This is a genomic window from Nonomuraea sp. NPDC052116 (assembly GCF_040680035.1).
Lineage (GTDB): Bacteria > Actinomycetota > Actinomycetes > Streptosporangiales > Streptosporangiaceae > Nonomuraea > Nonomuraea angiospora_A.
Genome location: NZ_JBFAWA010000031.1, coordinates 64,319 through 79,088 on the forward strand (window position 1 = coordinate 64,319; position 14,770 = coordinate 79,088).

Annotated in this window: 11 protein-coding genes; 6 read left to right on the top strand and 5 right to left on the bottom strand. The window is 71.0% G+C overall.

Features of this window, described 5'->3' with window-relative positions:
- The first annotated feature begins 90 nt into the window (after positions 1–90).
- Positions 91–3,813 (top strand): S8 family serine peptidase, encoded by a 3,723-nt coding sequence (locus AB0L65_RS44275; protein WP_364258980.1) that lies wholly within the window; start codon positions 91–93, stop codon positions 3,811–3,813.
- Positions 3,814–3,924: 111 nt separating this feature from the next.
- Positions 3,925–5,061: a carbon starvation CstA 5TM domain-containing protein gene (locus AB0L65_RS44280; RefSeq protein WP_364258983.1), complete on the top strand. Its 1,137-nt coding sequence runs from the start codon at positions 3,925–3,927 to the stop codon at positions 5,059–5,061.
- Between the two features lie 8 nt (positions 5,062–5,069).
- Here AB0L65_RS44280 and AB0L65_RS44285 read toward each other — a convergent pair whose 3' ends face one another.
- Positions 5,070–5,495, bottom strand: coding sequence for a MarR family transcriptional regulator (locus AB0L65_RS44285; protein WP_364258986.1), 426 nt, complete (start codon positions 5,493–5,495; stop codon positions 5,070–5,072).
- Between the two features lie 62 nt (positions 5,496–5,557).
- On the opposite strand from AB0L65_RS44285, the gene AB0L65_RS44290 reads away from it, so the two are divergent.
- Positions 5,558–6,193 (top strand): maleylpyruvate isomerase family mycothiol-dependent enzyme, encoded by a 636-nt coding sequence (locus AB0L65_RS44290; RefSeq protein ID WP_364258989.1) that lies wholly within the window; start codon positions 5,558–5,560, stop codon positions 6,191–6,193.
- Here AB0L65_RS44290 and AB0L65_RS44295 read toward each other — a convergent pair.
- Positions 6,156–6,764: a histidine phosphatase family protein gene (locus AB0L65_RS44295; RefSeq protein WP_364258992.1), complete on the bottom strand. Its 609-nt coding sequence runs from the start codon at positions 6,762–6,764 to the stop codon at positions 6,156–6,158. The two genes, AB0L65_RS44290 and AB0L65_RS44295, sit on opposite strands and share 38 nt — an antisense overlap.
- A gap of 50 nt (positions 6,765–6,814) precedes the next feature.
- On the opposite strand from AB0L65_RS44295, the gene AB0L65_RS44300 reads away from it, so the two are divergent.
- The 3 genes from AB0L65_RS44300 (at position 6,815) to AB0L65_RS44310 (ending at position 11,110) form a co-directional block, all read left to right on the top strand.
- A complete protein-coding gene (locus AB0L65_RS44300; RefSeq protein ID WP_364258995.1) occupies positions 6,815–7,762 on the top strand; it encodes an ATP-dependent DNA ligase in 948 nt (315 codons plus the stop codon).
- A gap of 153 nt (positions 7,763–7,915) precedes the next feature.
- A complete protein-coding gene (locus AB0L65_RS44305) occupies positions 7,916–9,415 on the top strand; it encodes a M28 family peptidase (RefSeq protein WP_364258998.1) in 1,500 nt (499 codons plus the stop codon).
- Positions 9,416–9,613: 198 nt separating this feature from the next.
- Positions 9,614–11,110, top strand: coding sequence for a M28 family metallopeptidase (locus AB0L65_RS44310; protein WP_364259001.1), 1,497 nt, complete (start codon positions 9,614–9,616; stop codon positions 11,108–11,110).
- Positions 11,111–11,239: 129 nt separating this feature from the next.
- On the opposite strand, the gene AB0L65_RS44315 is transcribed toward AB0L65_RS44310, so the two are convergent.
- The 3 genes from AB0L65_RS44315 to AB0L65_RS44325 all read right to left on the bottom strand — a co-directional run bounded on the left by AB0L65_RS44315 (position 11,240) and on the right by AB0L65_RS44325 (position 14,695).
- Complete coding sequence (locus tag AB0L65_RS44315) at positions 11,240–11,851, bottom strand: hypothetical protein (protein WP_364259004.1); 612 nt, start codon at positions 11,849–11,851, stop codon at positions 11,240–11,242.
- Between the two features lie 114 nt (positions 11,852–11,965).
- Positions 11,966–13,603, bottom strand: coding sequence for a DHA2 family efflux MFS transporter permease subunit (locus tag AB0L65_RS44320; RefSeq protein ID WP_364259006.1), 1,638 nt, complete (start codon positions 13,601–13,603; stop codon positions 11,966–11,968).
- A 150-nt stretch (positions 13,604–13,753) separates the two neighbouring features.
- The gene (locus tag AB0L65_RS44325; RefSeq protein ID WP_364259009.1) at positions 13,754–14,695 is read right to left on the bottom strand and encodes an MBL fold metallo-hydrolase; all 942 of its coding nucleotides are present in this window, start codon (positions 14,693–14,695) and stop codon (positions 13,754–13,756) included.
- Positions 14,696–14,770: the final 75 nt, after the last annotated feature.

Consider the following 14,770-nt stretch of genomic DNA (forward strand, 5'->3'; position numbering starts at 1 on the left):
CGTATTCGGTACGGATGCCGCCCCCAGCCGTCCTCATTAGCCTCGGCGATCGTTCCGCGTGATCAGCGGGCGATGTACAGAGGGGCGACGATGGACCTGTCCGAACCTACGCGTGGCCGCCGCTTACTCGTAGCGGCGACCGCGCTGATCGCGGTGGCCTGGCCGGGAGCGGCCGAGGCCGAGACCGCGCCCGAAGAGCAGAAGACCTACATCGTGCAGATGGCGGCGGACCCCGTCGCCACGTACGAGGGCGACGTGGCCGGGCTGTCCACCACCAAACCCGCGCAGGGCGAGAAGATCGACCCGGGCTCGGCCGACGTGACCAAGTACGTGGACCACCTGCGCGGCCGGCACGACGCCGCGCTCAAGAAGGTCGGCGGCGGCAGGAAGCTCTACGAGTACGTGTACTCGTACGGCGGCTTCGCGGCCAAGCTGACCGGCTCGCAGGCCAGGGAGCTGCGGGCGATGCCCGACGTCGTGGCCGTGACGGAGGACAGGAAGGTGACGGTCCAGACGTCCTCGACGCCGCACTTCCTGGGCCTCGACGCCCGCGGCGGCCTCTGGGACCAGCTCGGCGGCCCCACCGGCGGCCGGCACGGCAAGGGCGCCGGCGACGGCCTGGTCATCGGCGTGATCGACACCGGTGTCACGCCGTCCAGCAAGAGCTTCGCCAACCCCGACGGCAGCGGCAAGCCGTACAAGCCGATCCGCGGCTTCCACGGCGCGTGCCCGCAGACGAGCCCGGCGGTGTGCAACGGCAAGGTGGTCGCGGCGCGGCACTTCGACGCGGCCTGGGGCGGCGACGCCGCCGTGCAGGAACTGCTGCCGTGGGAGTTCACCTCGCCGGTCGACTACAACGGGCACGGCACGCACACGGCCTCGACGGCGGCCGGCAACCACGCCGTGCCCGCGACCGGGCCGGCGGCGGCGTTCGGCGCGATCAGCGGCATGGCGCCGCGCGCGCGGGTGGCCGTCTACAAGGCGCTCTGGTCGGCGCAGGACTCCTCGACGGCCAACGGCTACTACTCCGACCTCGTCGCCGCCATCGACCAGGCGGTCGCGGACGGCGTGGACGTCATCAACTACTCGGTCTCGGGCACGAGCACGGACTTCCTCGACCCGGCGGAGATGGCGTTCCTGGCGGCCGCGCAGGCCGGCATCTTCGTCTCCGCCTCCGCCGGCAACGACGGCCCCGCCGCCTCCACCGTCAACCACCCCTCCCCGTGGGTGACCACGGTCGCGGCGGGCACGCACAACCGCGGCACGCAGGGGTCGGCGACGCTCGGGAACGGCACGACGTACGGCGGGGCCTCGCTGGCGGCGACCAAGGCCGGCCCGGCGCCGCTCGTCGACTCCACGGCCATGGGACTGCCCGGCGCCGACCCCACCATGGTGGCCCAGTGCTACGCGGCCAGGAACAACGACGGCAAACCGGTGCTCGACCCGGCCAAGGTGAAGGGCAAGATCGTCATCTGCGACCGCGGCGTGACGCCGCGCGTCGACAAGAGCCTGGCCGTGGCCGAGGCGGGCGGCGTCGGCACGGTACTCGTGAACGTCGACGAGAACTCCCTCAACGCCGACTTCCACTCCATCCCCACCGTGCACCTCGCGGTGAAGGACCGGCAGACGGTCAAGGACTACGCCGCCACGAGCGGCGCGACGGCCACGATCGACCAGGCGAAGATCAGCGACGACGTCCCGGCGCCGTACCTGGCCGCCTTCTCCTCCCGGGGCCCGCTCAGCGCGGGCGGCGGTGACCTGCTCAAGCCGGACCTGACCGCTCCCGGGCAGGACATCCTGGCCGCTACGGCGCCGCCGGGCAACAACGGGGCCGAGTTCGGGCTGTCCAGCGGGACGTCGATGTCCGCCCCGCACGTCGCCGGGCTCGCCGCGCTGCTGAAGGACCTGCACCCGGACTGGTCGCCGATGGCCGTCAAGTCGGCCCTGATGACCAGCGGCACCGACGTCCTGGACGGGCCCGGCACCGACCCGAAGGTGATCTTCGGTCAGGGCGCCGGCCACGTCGCCCCGAACAGCGCCGCCGACCCCGGGCTCGTCTACGACAGCGGGGTGAAGGACTGGACGGCGTTCCTCTGCGGGACGACCACGGGCATCGACCGGAAGGTGTGCGACGCGCTGAAGAAGCGGGGGTACTCGCTGGACCCCAGTGACTTCAACGGCCCGTCGATCTCGGTCGGCCGGCTGCCCGGCACGCAGACCGTGACGCGCTCGGTGACCAACGTCGGCCGCTCGACCGCCACGTACACGGCCTCCACCTCCGGACTGGCCGGGATCACGACCAAGGTGACGCCGAGCCGGCTCATGGTGCGGCCGGGGCAGACGAAGTCGTTCACGGTGACGTTCACGCGGACCACGGCCCCGATGAACGCCTACACGGGCGGGCAGCTCACGTGGAAGGGCGGGCGGCACAGCGTACGCGTGCCCGTCCTCGTGCGGCCGGTGCCCGAGACCTGGTCGGCCACGTACGGGGCCGCGGGCGGCGCCGACTCCGCCGAGTTCATCGCGCTCGACCCCAAGGGCAAGCAGGTGTACGTGACGGGCGCCAGCTTCGGAACGTCCCCCGGCGCGCTCAGCCCGAGCATCGCCACCGTCGCCTACGACGCGGCCACCGGCGCGCAGCTGTGGAGCAAGGGTTACAAGGGCCCCGCGGGGACGTACGACGAGCCGGCGGCGATCGTGATGAGCCCCGACGGGAGCAAGCTCTTCGTCACCGGCATCAGCGCGGGCACCGACACCGGCAACGACGCCGTCACCATCGCGTACGACACCGCCTCGGGCGCGGAGCTCTGGGTCGCCCGGCACACCGGGCCGGGCAACCTGTCGGACTTCGCCAACGCGGTCGCGGTCAGCCCCGACGGGAAGAGCGTCTACGCCACCGGCATGAGCACGCTGGCCGAGGGCGGCAAGGACGACTACTTCATCGTCGCGTACAACGCGGACAACGGAGAGCGCACCTGGCTGCAGCACTATGACGGGCCCGGGGGCGGCACCGACGACGCCCGGGAGATCGAGGTGACCCCGGACGGGTCCAAGCTCTTCGTCACCGGCCAGAGCCAGGGCGTCTCCGGCACGGGCTTCTGCGACTGGGGCACCGTGGCGTTCAACACGGCCACCGGCGAACAGCTCTGGGCCGCCCGGCACAACGGCCCCGCGAACGGGATGGACATCCCCTCCGGCATGGCCGTCGACGACAGGTCCGTCTACGTCACCGGGTCCAGCGAGGGCCGGGGCACGCAGACCGACCTCGCCACGGTCGCCTACGACGTCGCCACCGGCAAGGAGCTCTGGACGGACCGCTACGACGGGCCGGCGCACGGCAGCGACACCCCGCACGCCGTCACCCTCGCCTCCGGCAGGCTGTACGTGACCGGCAACACGGAGGGAGAGGGCACGCGGTCCGACTTCACCACGGTCGCCTACGACCCGGGCACGGGCCAGCGGGCGTGGGTGCAGCGCCGCGACGGGCAGGGGAAGGGCGAGGACTACGCCTGGGACGTCGCCGCCACCCCGGACGGCTCCAGGGTCGTCATCACCGGTGAGAGCTCCGACTCCGAGGATGGTGTCGGCGGGAGTGACTACGTGACGGTCGCGTACGACTCGGCCACGGGGCAGGAGGTGTGGACGGGGCGCTACGACGGGGCGGCGGGGGCGCAGGACCGCTCGCACGCGCTGGTGGTGGACGCGGCGGCCGGCATCCGCATCTTCGTCACCGGAGCCACGGCCACGGCTGGGAGCGCGGACTCGATGGATATCGACTTCGGCACGGTGGCCTACTTCAACCCCTGGAAGTAACCCTGACCCACGGAGGGGGCCTTCACCCCGAAGGCCCCCTCCCAAGGACCCCGTCCACCCCGATGTACGGCGGGATGTGGACGCCGGGTCGCCGGGTCGCTGTTCCCGTTCGTGTTCATCATCATCGCGTGCGGCGCGCTGTCGGGGTTCCACTCGCTGATCTCGTCCGGCACGACGCCCAAGATGATCCAGAAGGAGACCCAGGTCCGGATGATCGGGTACGGCTCCATGCTGATGGAGTCGTTCGTGGCCGTCATGGCCATCACCGCGGCCTGCGTGCTGACCCCCGGCCTCTACTTCGCGATGAACTCCCCGGCCGGCGTCGTCGGGGCCACCGTGCAGAGCGCCTCGCAGGCGGTCACCGCGATGGGCTTCGTGATCACGCCGGAGCAGTTGCAGGCCGCGGCGGCGGCCGTACAGGAGCAGACCCTGATCGCCCGGACGGGCGGCGCGCCCACGCTGGCGGTGGGGATCTCGCAGATCTTCTCCGGGTTCATCGGCGGGGCGGGGCTGCAGGCGTTCTGGTACCACTTCGCGATCATGTTCGAGGCGCTGTTCATCCTCACGACGGTCGACGCGGGCACCCGGGTGGGGCGGTTCATGCTGCAGGACACACTGGGCAACCTGTGGAAGCCCATCTCCAGGGTGAGCTGGTGGCCGGGGCTGGTGGCGGCCAGCGCCGTCGTCGTGGCGGCCTGGGGATACTTCCTGTACGTGGGCGTCAACGACCCGCTGGGCGGCATCAACCAGCTGTTCCCGCTCTTCGGCATCGCCAACCAGCTGCTCGCGGTCGTGGCGCTCACGGTCGCCACGACGTTGCTGATCAAGAGCGGCCGGCTGAAATGGGCCTGGGTGACGGGGGTGCCGCTGGCCTGGGACGTGGCCGTCACGCTGACGGCCAGCTACCAGAAGGTGTTCTCCCCCGACCCCACGCTCGGCTTCTTCGCCCAGCGCGACCGCTACCAGACGGCGCTGGACCAGGGGAAGCTGCTCGCCCCGGCCAAGACCCGGGACACGATGGAGCAGGTCGTGCTCAACTCCACCGTGGACGGGATCCTGGCGGCGCTGTTCGCGGTCCTGATCATCATCGTGATCCTCGACGCGCTGCGCGTGTGGGTGAAGGCGGTCAGGTCGCGTGAGCCGCTACCGACCACGGAGGCGCCGTTCCAGGAGTCGAAGATCCTCGCGCCCGCCGGGCTGATCCCCACCCGCGAGGAACGGGAAACGATGGCCAGGACGGCCCCCTAGAAGGCCCTTCAGAAGGCCTCGATGACGCGGCCCAACGTGGTGTTCAGCTCGGCGAGGCCGTCCTCGCCGAGCAGGGCCGCGAGGCGTCGTTCGACGTCGTCGATCGCGGTGTAGCCGACCCTCAGCGCCTCGTCGCCGCGCTCGGTGAACTCGATGAGCTTGGCGCGGCGGTCGGCCGGATCGGGCACGCGGCGCAGGTAGCCCAGCTCCTCCAGGTCGTCGACCAGCGCCCCCATCGCCTGCGGGGTCATCTGCGCCTTCTCCGCGAGCCTGCTCAGCCGGATGCCGTCGTGCTCCATGTGGAAGAACACCGCCGAGTGCGCGGGCCGGATGCGGGCGTCGTACGACCTGCCGGCCTCGAGCACGACATCCTGCAGGCGCAGGTACGCCTCGTACAGCAGGGCTATGACGTGCGGTGGATGTGTGGCGGCCAAACCCCTTCTCCAATCGCTCAGGAAGCCTTATATTAAGGCCACCTTAGCAATGGGAGGGTGCGATGAACCAGGAAGAGATCTGGGCCGCCCTCGAGATCGAGCGGCGCGGCGTCGCCGACCTGCTTGGCTCGCTGCCCGCCGACGACTGGGAGCGGCCGTCGCTCTGCGAGGGCTGGCGGGTCCGCGACGTGGCCGCCCACCTCGCGCTCGCCACCAACGTGAACGTCCCGCGGGCGCTGGTGGACTTCGTCCGGGCCCGCGGGAGCTTCGATCGTTTCGTCCGCGACACGGCGGTACGTCACGCCAGGCTGCCGGTCGGCGAGCTCGTCGCGCAGGTGCGCGAGTCGGCCACCTCGCACCGCCGGGCGCCGACGACCAAGCCGCTCGACCCGCTCTTCGACGTGCTGGTCCACGCCCAGGACATCGCCGTGCCGCTCGGTCTCGACCGGGCCATGCCGCTGGAGGCGGCCCGCGCCTGCGCCGTGCACATCTGGGAGCGCGGCTTCCCCTTCCATCCGCAGCGGCGCCTGCGCGGGCTGCGGCTCGTGGCCACGGACGTGGACTGGTCGGTGGGCGAAGGGGACGTGGTCGAGGGGCCCGTACAGGCGTTGCTCCTGCTGATCAGCGGGCGGCCGGCCGCGCTGCCCAGCCTGCGAGGAGCTACAGGCGCAGCTCTGGCGGGAATCCGGTCCACCTGAGCTCGGGCGGCAGGTGCGCCATGTCGTTGAAGAAGAGCACGGAGGACGGGCGGTCCGGCGCGTACCGGATGACGGTCAGGGCGGCGTTGCAGTGGTTGAGGCCGAGCCAGCGCCAGCCGGGGGCGTCCAGGGCGGCGCGGACGAGCCAGCCGATCAGGAAGTTGTGCGTGACGACGAGCTCGTGGCGCGTCTCCTCCGCAGCGCCGTCCACTGGACCCGTGAACAGCTCCTCGGCCTGGCGGACGAGCCGCGCGCCGCCGTCCGCCGGGAAGTTGGCGAGGAAGCCGAGCAACCGGTCCGCGTGCTCCGGCGGCAGCTCACTCCTTGCCGGCACGTACGGGAGGTAGTCCCCGGCCGCCTCCGAGACGCGCACGGGCACGCCGGGAAGGTGCTCGGCGATCAGGCGCGCGGTCTGGGCGGCCCTCGGGAGCGGGCCGTGGTGGACGGCGGAGAGGGGGACGTCCTTCAGCCGCTCGCCGAGCAGCGCGGCCTGGCGGCGGCCGTTCGCGGTCAGAGCGGACTCGTCCGGCGTGGCCTCGCCGTGGCGGGTGAGGTAGAGGTAGCGAGTCATCGGGCTCCAGTTGTTGACCTCGGACACACGTCATGGGCATCGTAGGGCGGGTGGCCGGCGATGAGACACGTGACGGGGTGGCGCTCACCAACCTCGACCAGCCCCTGTTCGACGGGGCCGGCGCGACCAAGCGCGACCTGGTCGACTACCTCGACGCGGTCGGCGACCGGATCATCCCGGTCCTGCGCTACCGGGCGCTCTCGGTCATCCGCGTACGGCCGGGCCAGGAGCCGTTCATGCAGAAGAACCTGCCCAAGTACGCCCCCGAATGGGTGCAGTCGGTCTCCGTGTGGGCCGAGGCGTCGCGCAGGCAGGTGACGTACGCGCTGTGCAACGACCGCAGGACGCTGCTCTGGTTCGCCAACCAGCGGGCCGTGGAGTACCACCCCGGGCTGTTCGTGGGCTCCCATCCCACCCACATGATCCTCGACCTCGACCCGCCCGACGGCAGCGACGCCTTCGAGCTGGCCGTGCGCGGGGCCTTCCTGGTGCGCCAGGCCCTGGACGACGCCGGGCTGGCGGGCGCGGTGAAGACCAGCGGGGCGAAGGGCGTGCACGTGTTCGTGCCCGTGGCCGAGGGGACGGGCGTGGAGGACCTCGCCGCGGCCACGCGCGCGCTGGCGGCCCGGGCCGAGCGGGTGGACCCGGCGCTGGCCACCACGGCGTTCATCCGCGAGGACCGCGCGGGCAAGGTGTTCATCGACTCGACCAGGGCCGGCGGGGCCACGGTGGCGGCCGCCTACAGCCCTCGTGTACGCCCCGGCACGCCTGTGTCGTTCCCCGTGGCGTGGGAGTCGCTCGATCAGGTGGTGCCCGCCGACTTCACCGTGCACACGGCGGCCGGGCTGCTCAAGGACGCGGACCCGTGGGCCGAGTCCATGCCCGAGCCGCAGCGGCTGCCCGCCGACCTGGTCGAGGAGGGGCACACGATCCCGGTCGCCCGCGTACAGGCGATGCATGAGGGCAAGCGGCGCGCCCGCGCCCGCCGCGCCGAGTGACCCTCGGCGCGCCCGTGCCCGCCGGGCCGAGTGAACCAACCGGATATGTCCGGATATTGACGCCCTAGTGGGCCTTCTCAGTGATCCTCCGCCGGGTTACGTTCACGTGGCGGCTCGGGGGAATCATCGCATTCGTCCACCAGGGGAACCCTTATGCGTCGAATCGCCATCGCACTGATCACCGCACTGGCCCTACCACTGGCTCTGACCACCCCGGCCAACGCCGGCGGCCTTGACGACCTCTTCGCCAAGTTGCTCGTCAAGCAGGTGAAGGGCCCGAACGCCAAGAAGCACCTCGACGCCCTTCAGGCGATCGCCGACGCCAACGGCGGCACCCGCGCCGCGGGCACCCCCGGCTACAACGCCTCCCGGGACTATGTGGCGGGCAAACTACGCAAGGCCGGATACAAGGTCACACTCCAGCCGATCAACTTTGTCCAGAGCTGGACCGAGAACTCCCCGCCCACGCTCAACCTCACCGCGCCGAGCTCGAAGACGTACGTGCCTAACGACGACTTCTTCTCCTTCGAGCCCTCCCCCGCCGGTGACGTGACCGCGCAGGTCCAGGCCGTGGACCTGACCCTGCCGCCGACCCCGACGCCCACCTCGACGAGCGGCTGCGAAGCGTCCGACTTCGCCGGGTTCGTGGCCGGGCGGATCGCGCTCATCCAGCGCGGCACGTGCGCCTTCGCCCTGAAGATCCGCAACGCGGGCCGCGCCGGGGCGTCCGGGATCATCGTGTTCAACGAGGGCCAGCCGGGCCGGACCGACGCGTTCCCGCTCGACATCGGTGAGTGGCGGGCCGGGGTCCCGATGGTCTTCGCCGACTTCGCGGTCGGCAACGAGCTGGCGGCCACGGCCGGGGCGACCGTACGGCTCAAGGTCGACTCCACCCTCGTGCTCGGCACCAACGACAACGTGATCGCGGAGTCCCGCTTCGGCGACCCGCGCAACGTGGTGATGGTCGGCGCCCACCTCGACAGCGTGCCCGCCGGTCCCGGCATCAACGACAACGGCTCGGGCTCCGCCTCCATCCTGGAGGTCGCCGAGGAGATGGCGCTCTACCCGGTCAAGAACAAGGTCCGCTTCGGCTTCTGGGCGGGCGAGGAGATCGGGCTGCTCGGGTCCGACCAGTACGTCGCGTCGCTGTCGGAGACGCAGCGCGACCGGATCCGGGTCTACCTGAACTTCGACATGGTGGCCTCGCCCAACTACGCGTACAAGCTGTATGACGGGGACAACTCCGACAACGAAGGCTCCCCGGCCGGGCCGCCCGGATCCGACCGGATCGAGAAGCAGCTCGAGGCCTTCTACGGCTCGCGCAACCTGCCCACCGTCGGCACCGACTTCGACGGGCGCTCCGACTACGGCCCGTTCATCGACGTCGGCATCCCGGCGGGCGGGATCTTCACGGGCGCGGAGGGCATCAAGACGCCCGAGGAGGCGGCGAAGTTCGGCGGCACGGCGGGGGTCGCGTACGACGCCTGCTACCACCAGGCGTGCGACACGACCGCCAACATCAACGACACCGCGCTGGACGTGGACCTGGACGCGATCGCGGACTCCGTCGCCCGCTTCGCCTTCAACCTGCGCTCCATCCCGCCGCGATCCGCCCCCGCGGCGGCGCCCCTGGCCGCCAAGACGGCCGCCTGACGGCTCCACACCGGGTGGGCAGCGCCCCTGCCCACCCGGGCACCACCTAGGCACCACGGCACCTTGGCACCACGGCACCTTGGCACCTTGGCACCACCGCACCATCGAACCTTCGCACCACGGCACCACGGCACCACCGGTTCCAACGAGCACCATCTCGGGATCTTCCACCCTCGACCCTCGGATGGAGGCGCCGCAATGCGATCGATCATCGTCGCGGCAACAGCGTTATCCCTGGCCATCACCGCCCTGACTGCCGTGCCGGCGCAGGCCGCAGCAGCCCCGAACATCTCCCTCACCAACGTCAAGGCCCACCTCACCCAGCTCCAGTCCATCGCCACCGCCAACGGCGGCAACCGCGCGCACGGCCGCCCTGGCTACCTGGCCTCCGCGAACTACGTACGCGGCCAGCTGGACGCCGCGGGCTTCACCACCACGCTCCAGTCGTTCACCTACAACGGCGCCACCGGCTACAACGTCATCGCCGACTGGCCCGGCGGGGACCCCAACGACATCCTCATGGTCGGCGCGCACCTCGACAGCGTCACCGCCGGTCCCGGCATCAACGACAACGGCTCGGGCAGCGCGTCCATCCTGGAGACCGCGCTCGAAGTGTCGCGCCAGGCGCTCCAGCCGGCCAAGCACCTGCGCTTCGCCTGGTGGGGCGCGGAGGAGCTGGGGCTGCGCGGGTCGCAGTTCTACGTGAACAACCTGCCGGCCGCCGACCGGGCGCGGATCAAGGGGTACCTGAACTTCGACATGGTCGGCTCCCCGAACCCCGGATACTTCGTGTACGACGGCGACAACTCGGACGGCACCGGCTCCGGTCCCGGCCCGGCCGGATCCGCGGAGCTGGAGAAGGTCATCCAGGACTACTTCACGTCGATCGGCGTGCCGACCCGGGGCACCGACTTCGACGGCCGCTCCGACTACGGCCCGTTCATCGCGGTCGGCATCCCGGCGGGCGGCACGTTCACGGGCGCGGAGGGCATCAAGAGCTCGGCCCAGGCCACGCTGTGGGGCGGCACCGCCGGTCAGGCGTTCGACGTCTGCTACCACCGCTCGTGCGACACCACTTCCAACATCAACGACACCGCGCTCGACCGGAACGCCGACGCGATCGCGTACTCGGTGTGGACGATCGCCACCGCCGTACCACCCGCCGTGGTCTGGCAGGACACGTTCGAGACGGCCAACGGCTGGACGGTCAACCCGTCGAGCACCGACACCGCCACCACCGGCCAGTGGGAGCGCGGCGACCCCGAGGACACCACCTCCAGCGGCGCCAAGCAGCTCGGCACCACGGTCAGCGGCACGAACGACCTGGTCACGGGCCGCCTGGCAGGCTCGGCCGCCGGTGACTTCGACATCGACGGCGGCATTACCTCGATCCAGTCGCCCCCGATCACCCTCCCGTCCACGGGTCCGCTGAACCTGTCGTTCTCGTGGTACCTGGCGCACGGCTCGAACGCCTCCAGCGCCGACTACTTCCGGGTCCGCGTGGTCGGCACCACCACCACGACGGTCCTGAACCAGGCGGGCGCCGCATCCAACCGCAACGGCGCCTGGACCACGGCCACGGCCGGCCTGAACGCGTTCGCGGGCCAGACGGTCCGCATCCTCATCGACGCCGCCGACGCCTCGGGCGCCTCCCTGGTGGAGGCCGGCGTGGACGACGTCAAGATCACCCGCTAAACCGCGCTGAGGGCCGGGCCCGTTACGGCCCGGCCCTCAGCTCCCTCGCGGGCCGGGCTCCGCGGCCCGGCCCGCGACGCCCCCGGATCGGGCGGGCTCAGCGGTCCGGTCAGTACACAACGCCCCGGATCAGGCGCGCTCAGCGGTCCGGCCAGTACGCAGCGCCGCCACCACCTTCTCCGGCTCATCCGCGAAGAACCGGATCGACGTGGCCTCCCCCCGGCGGCCGAACGGGCGCACGAAGGCGACCGGCTCGCTCAGCTCCACCGTCATGTTCGTCTGTGAGGAGACCGCCACGCCGAGCCGCCCGTCCTTGACGGTGACCATGCCGCTCTCGTTGTAGTTGCGACTGGTCCGCACGGCGGCGATCCGCTCGACCGGTACGCGTACGTCGAAGTACACGCCGAACCGGATGCGCAGCTCACCAGGGGTGATGACATGCGGCCTGGTGGCGCAGGCGGCGGCCAGCATGACCCCGAACAGCAGCCCGTACACGTCGGCAATCAGCACCGCGAACCGCAGCCACGCCGGCACGTCGAGCGCGACCAGCAGCAGATCGACCACCACGGTCTCGACCGCCATCGCGAACAGCATCAGCGACAGCATGAACGTCTGCGCCTTCGTGTACGTCACGACGGTCGCCCCCACCGGCACGCCATCACGACGCCGGACGATCCACTGTCCGATGGCCAGCAGGCCTTTCAGCTCGAACACCACGATCCGCAGCGCGGCTCTGACCATCGGTCCCCTCACTTTCGGCTCTGTGGGCCCGGTCGCCCCCGATTAGACACGTTGACGTCGCGTCATGGTCAAGCCGATGGGATTCCGGCTCTCTCGGCTGCTCAGCCCGGACGGCTACCGGGCGGGCTGCGCCGGGGTCGTGGCGGCGGGTTCGTCGGCGGACTTCGGAGTGTTCGTGCCTGGCCTGGTGGGCCGCATCGCGGCGGCTGCCAGTGTGCCCAGGAGGAGGATCGCGATCAGGGGGATCAGCGTCTCCTTGGCTGCCTGGGTGAGCCCGTTCTGCATCGACTGCTCGGCGAGTTGCCGGCCCTGGCGGACCAGATGTGCGGGCAGCCCCGGCAGCGCCTGCACCCCTTGGCCGTCGATCTGGCCGGTCTCGGCGGCCTGGCGCATGCCTTCGCGGAAGATCTCCTGGTAGGGGGCCGGCAGGTGTGCGGCCGCCGTGTTCGTTTCGCGGGCCAGGGACAGGGCGATGCGGGCTTGCAGCAGGACGCCGATGGTGGCACTGCCCAGAACCGAGCCCAGCTGGCGGGCGGTGAAGAAGATGCCGGAGGCGGTGCCGCGCAGGCCGGGCGGTACGGACCCCATCGCGACGTTGTTGACGGGGACGAGGACGAGGCCCATGCCGAGGCCGCAGAGCAGCAGGCCGGGGATGAGGTGCCAGGGCGGGAGGTCCGCGCCGGCCTGGAGCGCGAGGGCGCCCAGGCCGCCCGCCATGCCGAACAGGCCGGACATGATGAGGTACTTGCCGCCCACCCGGTCCGACAGACGGCCGATGAACGGGCCCATCACGCCGGAGATCAACGCCATCGGCGCAGTCAGGAGACCGGCCTGGGTGGGTGAGAGGCCCAGCGCGGACTGCAGGTAGATGACCAGCGGCAGGAACATGCCGGTCATGGCGAAGCCGATGATCGCGGTGCTCAGGGAGCCGGCGGAGAAGTTGCGATCGGCGAAGACCCGCAAGGGGACCAGCGGCCCGTCGCGGTTGACGCGCTGCCAGATCACGAAGGCGGCCAGCAGCACCGCGCCGGCGGCGATGACCTCGAACACGGTGATCGGGCCCAGGATCTCGCCCCAGTCGTACGTCTCTCCGTTCTGCACGCCGAACACGATCAGGAACAGGCCGGTGCCCGACAGCAGGATGCCCGGCACGTCGAGGCGCCGCGCATGGCCCAGCCGCAGGTCCGGCAGCACCGACAGGCTCAGGGCCAGGGCCGGGACACCGACCAGGACGTTGACGTAGAAGATCCACTGCCAGCCCAGGGTGTCGATGAGGACACCGCCGAGCAGCGGCCCGGTGACCGTGGCGAGACCGGAGACGCCGCCCAGGACACCCATGGCGCGGCCGCGATCGCCGGCCGGGAACAGGTGGGTGATGAGGGCGAGGGTCTGCGGGGTCAGCAGGGCGGCGCCCAGCCCCTGCGCGGCGCGGGCGGCGATCAGCAACTCGACGCCGCTGGACAGGCCGGCGCACAAGGCGGCGCCGGTGAAGACCGTCAGGCCCGCCACGAACATCCGCCGGGGCCCGTAGCGGTCGCCGAGCCAGCTGGTGAACAGCATGGGCACGGCGTAGGTGAGCAGATAGACGCTGTTCACCCAGACCACCGCGTTGAGTCCGGTATTCAGGCCGCGCACCATGGCCGGCAGCGCCACGGACACGATCGAGATGTCCACCACGATCATGAACAGCCCGAGGGAGAGGGCCGCCAGTGCGGCCCAGGCTCCGGTGGAGGGAGCCGGATGCCCGCTCATCGATGTGGTTGATACGTCCGTCAATGCTCAGCCGACCTCATGGTGATGGATGGGTCCTGTCCCACGCGGCCCGGCCGTCGCCAAGCGGTCGGACCGCGCGGATCAAGGGGCCGGCCCTGGCCCTGGTGGAGGGGGCCGGCGTTCAGCTCGTCAGTAGCGGACCGCCCCGTAGTCGATCTCCTCTGCGGGGTAGGTCGCGGCGCGGCGGCCGAGCCCGCGCATGCGTTGCCTCATCTCGTCGGCGGGGAGGCGGTGCATATCGCCGTGGCCTGGCAGTACCCACTCGAAGGTCAGCTCCTCGGCCCCGCGGGCGACCGACTCGGCAAGCGTCTTGATCGAGTCGTAGACCACGCTGTGGGCGACCTCCAGGGTCTGCTGGGAGTTCGACCAGAAGAACGCGTCGCCGGTGAAGCAGTACTTCTCGTCGGCGATGAAGAGCGTGCTGCCCGCGGTGTGCCCGGGGAAGGGGTGGGCGACGACCCCCGGCCCGATCTCGACCGGTTCCGTGCCGCGGATGACCTGGTCGGCGGAGGGCAGGGAGTGCAGGTCTCCCTCGTGGATCCACAGCCGGGCGCCGAAGGCGTCGGCGTACTTGCGCGCGTGGGCGACGTGGTCGAGGTGGGTGATCAGCACGTCGGTGATCTTGCCGACCGTCTCCTCGTAGCGGCGGGCGAGCGCGGGCCGCCAGCGCGGGGTGTCGATCATCATCGCGCTGCCGCCGGGGCGGCGCAGGAGGTAGGAGGTGGCACCGTACGTCTGTGGGGAGGAATGTCCACAGAGGTAGACGACGCCGTCCTGATCCAGGGGCTTGGGGTAGGGGTCGGAGTCGGCGTCCCACTCATCGGCCGGCGGGTGGATGGAGCGGGTCGGGCAGGCGTGCGCGGCCATGTACAGCTTCTCCACGTCGGCCTCGGTCTCCGGTTGGCGGATGACGGTCGACAGGCCGCCGTACTCGCCGCCCTCCTTGTAGGCGATCATGCCGGGGGCGACCTGACGGGCGATGTTGCAGTTGAGGCAGCGATCATCGACGTGCCAGCCGTCGTGGCGAACTTCCGCCGCCGGGCTTTCGTGCGCTGCTTGAGTCGTGCTCATGACTCCACTTCCTCCAGCTTGTGCTGCTGGTCGTCGTGTTGGGATGGGTGTCGGAGAAGGTCTCGACGCACCGCC

What these genes read in the sequence shown, in the direction of transcription:
- AB0L65_RS44315 (WP_364259004.1), bottom strand. Translation starts at nt 11,851, where the DNA reads ATGGTCAGAGCCGCGCTGCGGATCGTGGTGTTCGAGCTGAAAGGCCTG.
- AB0L65_RS44290 (WP_364258989.1), top strand. Translation starts at nt 5,558, where the DNA reads ATGAACCAGGAAGAGATCTGGGCCGCCCTCGAGATCGAGCGGCGCGGC.
- AB0L65_RS44325 (WP_364259009.1), bottom strand. Translation starts at nt 14,695, where the DNA reads ATGAGCACGACTCAAGCAGCGCACGAAAGCCCGGCGGCGGAAGTTCGC.
- AB0L65_RS44295 (WP_364258992.1), bottom strand. Translation starts at nt 6,764, where the DNA reads ATGACTCGCTACCTCTACCTCACCCGCCACGGCGAGGCCACGCCGGAC.
- AB0L65_RS44310 (WP_364259001.1), top strand. Translation starts at nt 9,614, where the DNA reads ATGCGATCGATCATCGTCGCGGCAACAGCGTTATCCCTGGCCATCACC.
- AB0L65_RS44275 (WP_364258980.1), top strand. Translation starts at nt 91, where the DNA reads ATGGACCTGTCCGAACCTACGCGTGGCCGCCGCTTACTCGTAGCGGCG.
- AB0L65_RS44320 (WP_364259006.1), bottom strand. Translation starts at nt 13,603, where the DNA reads ATGAGCGGGCATCCGGCTCCCTCCACCGGAGCCTGGGCCGCACTGGCG.
- AB0L65_RS44305 (WP_364258998.1), top strand. Translation starts at nt 7,916, where the DNA reads ATGCGTCGAATCGCCATCGCACTGATCACCGCACTGGCCCTACCACTG.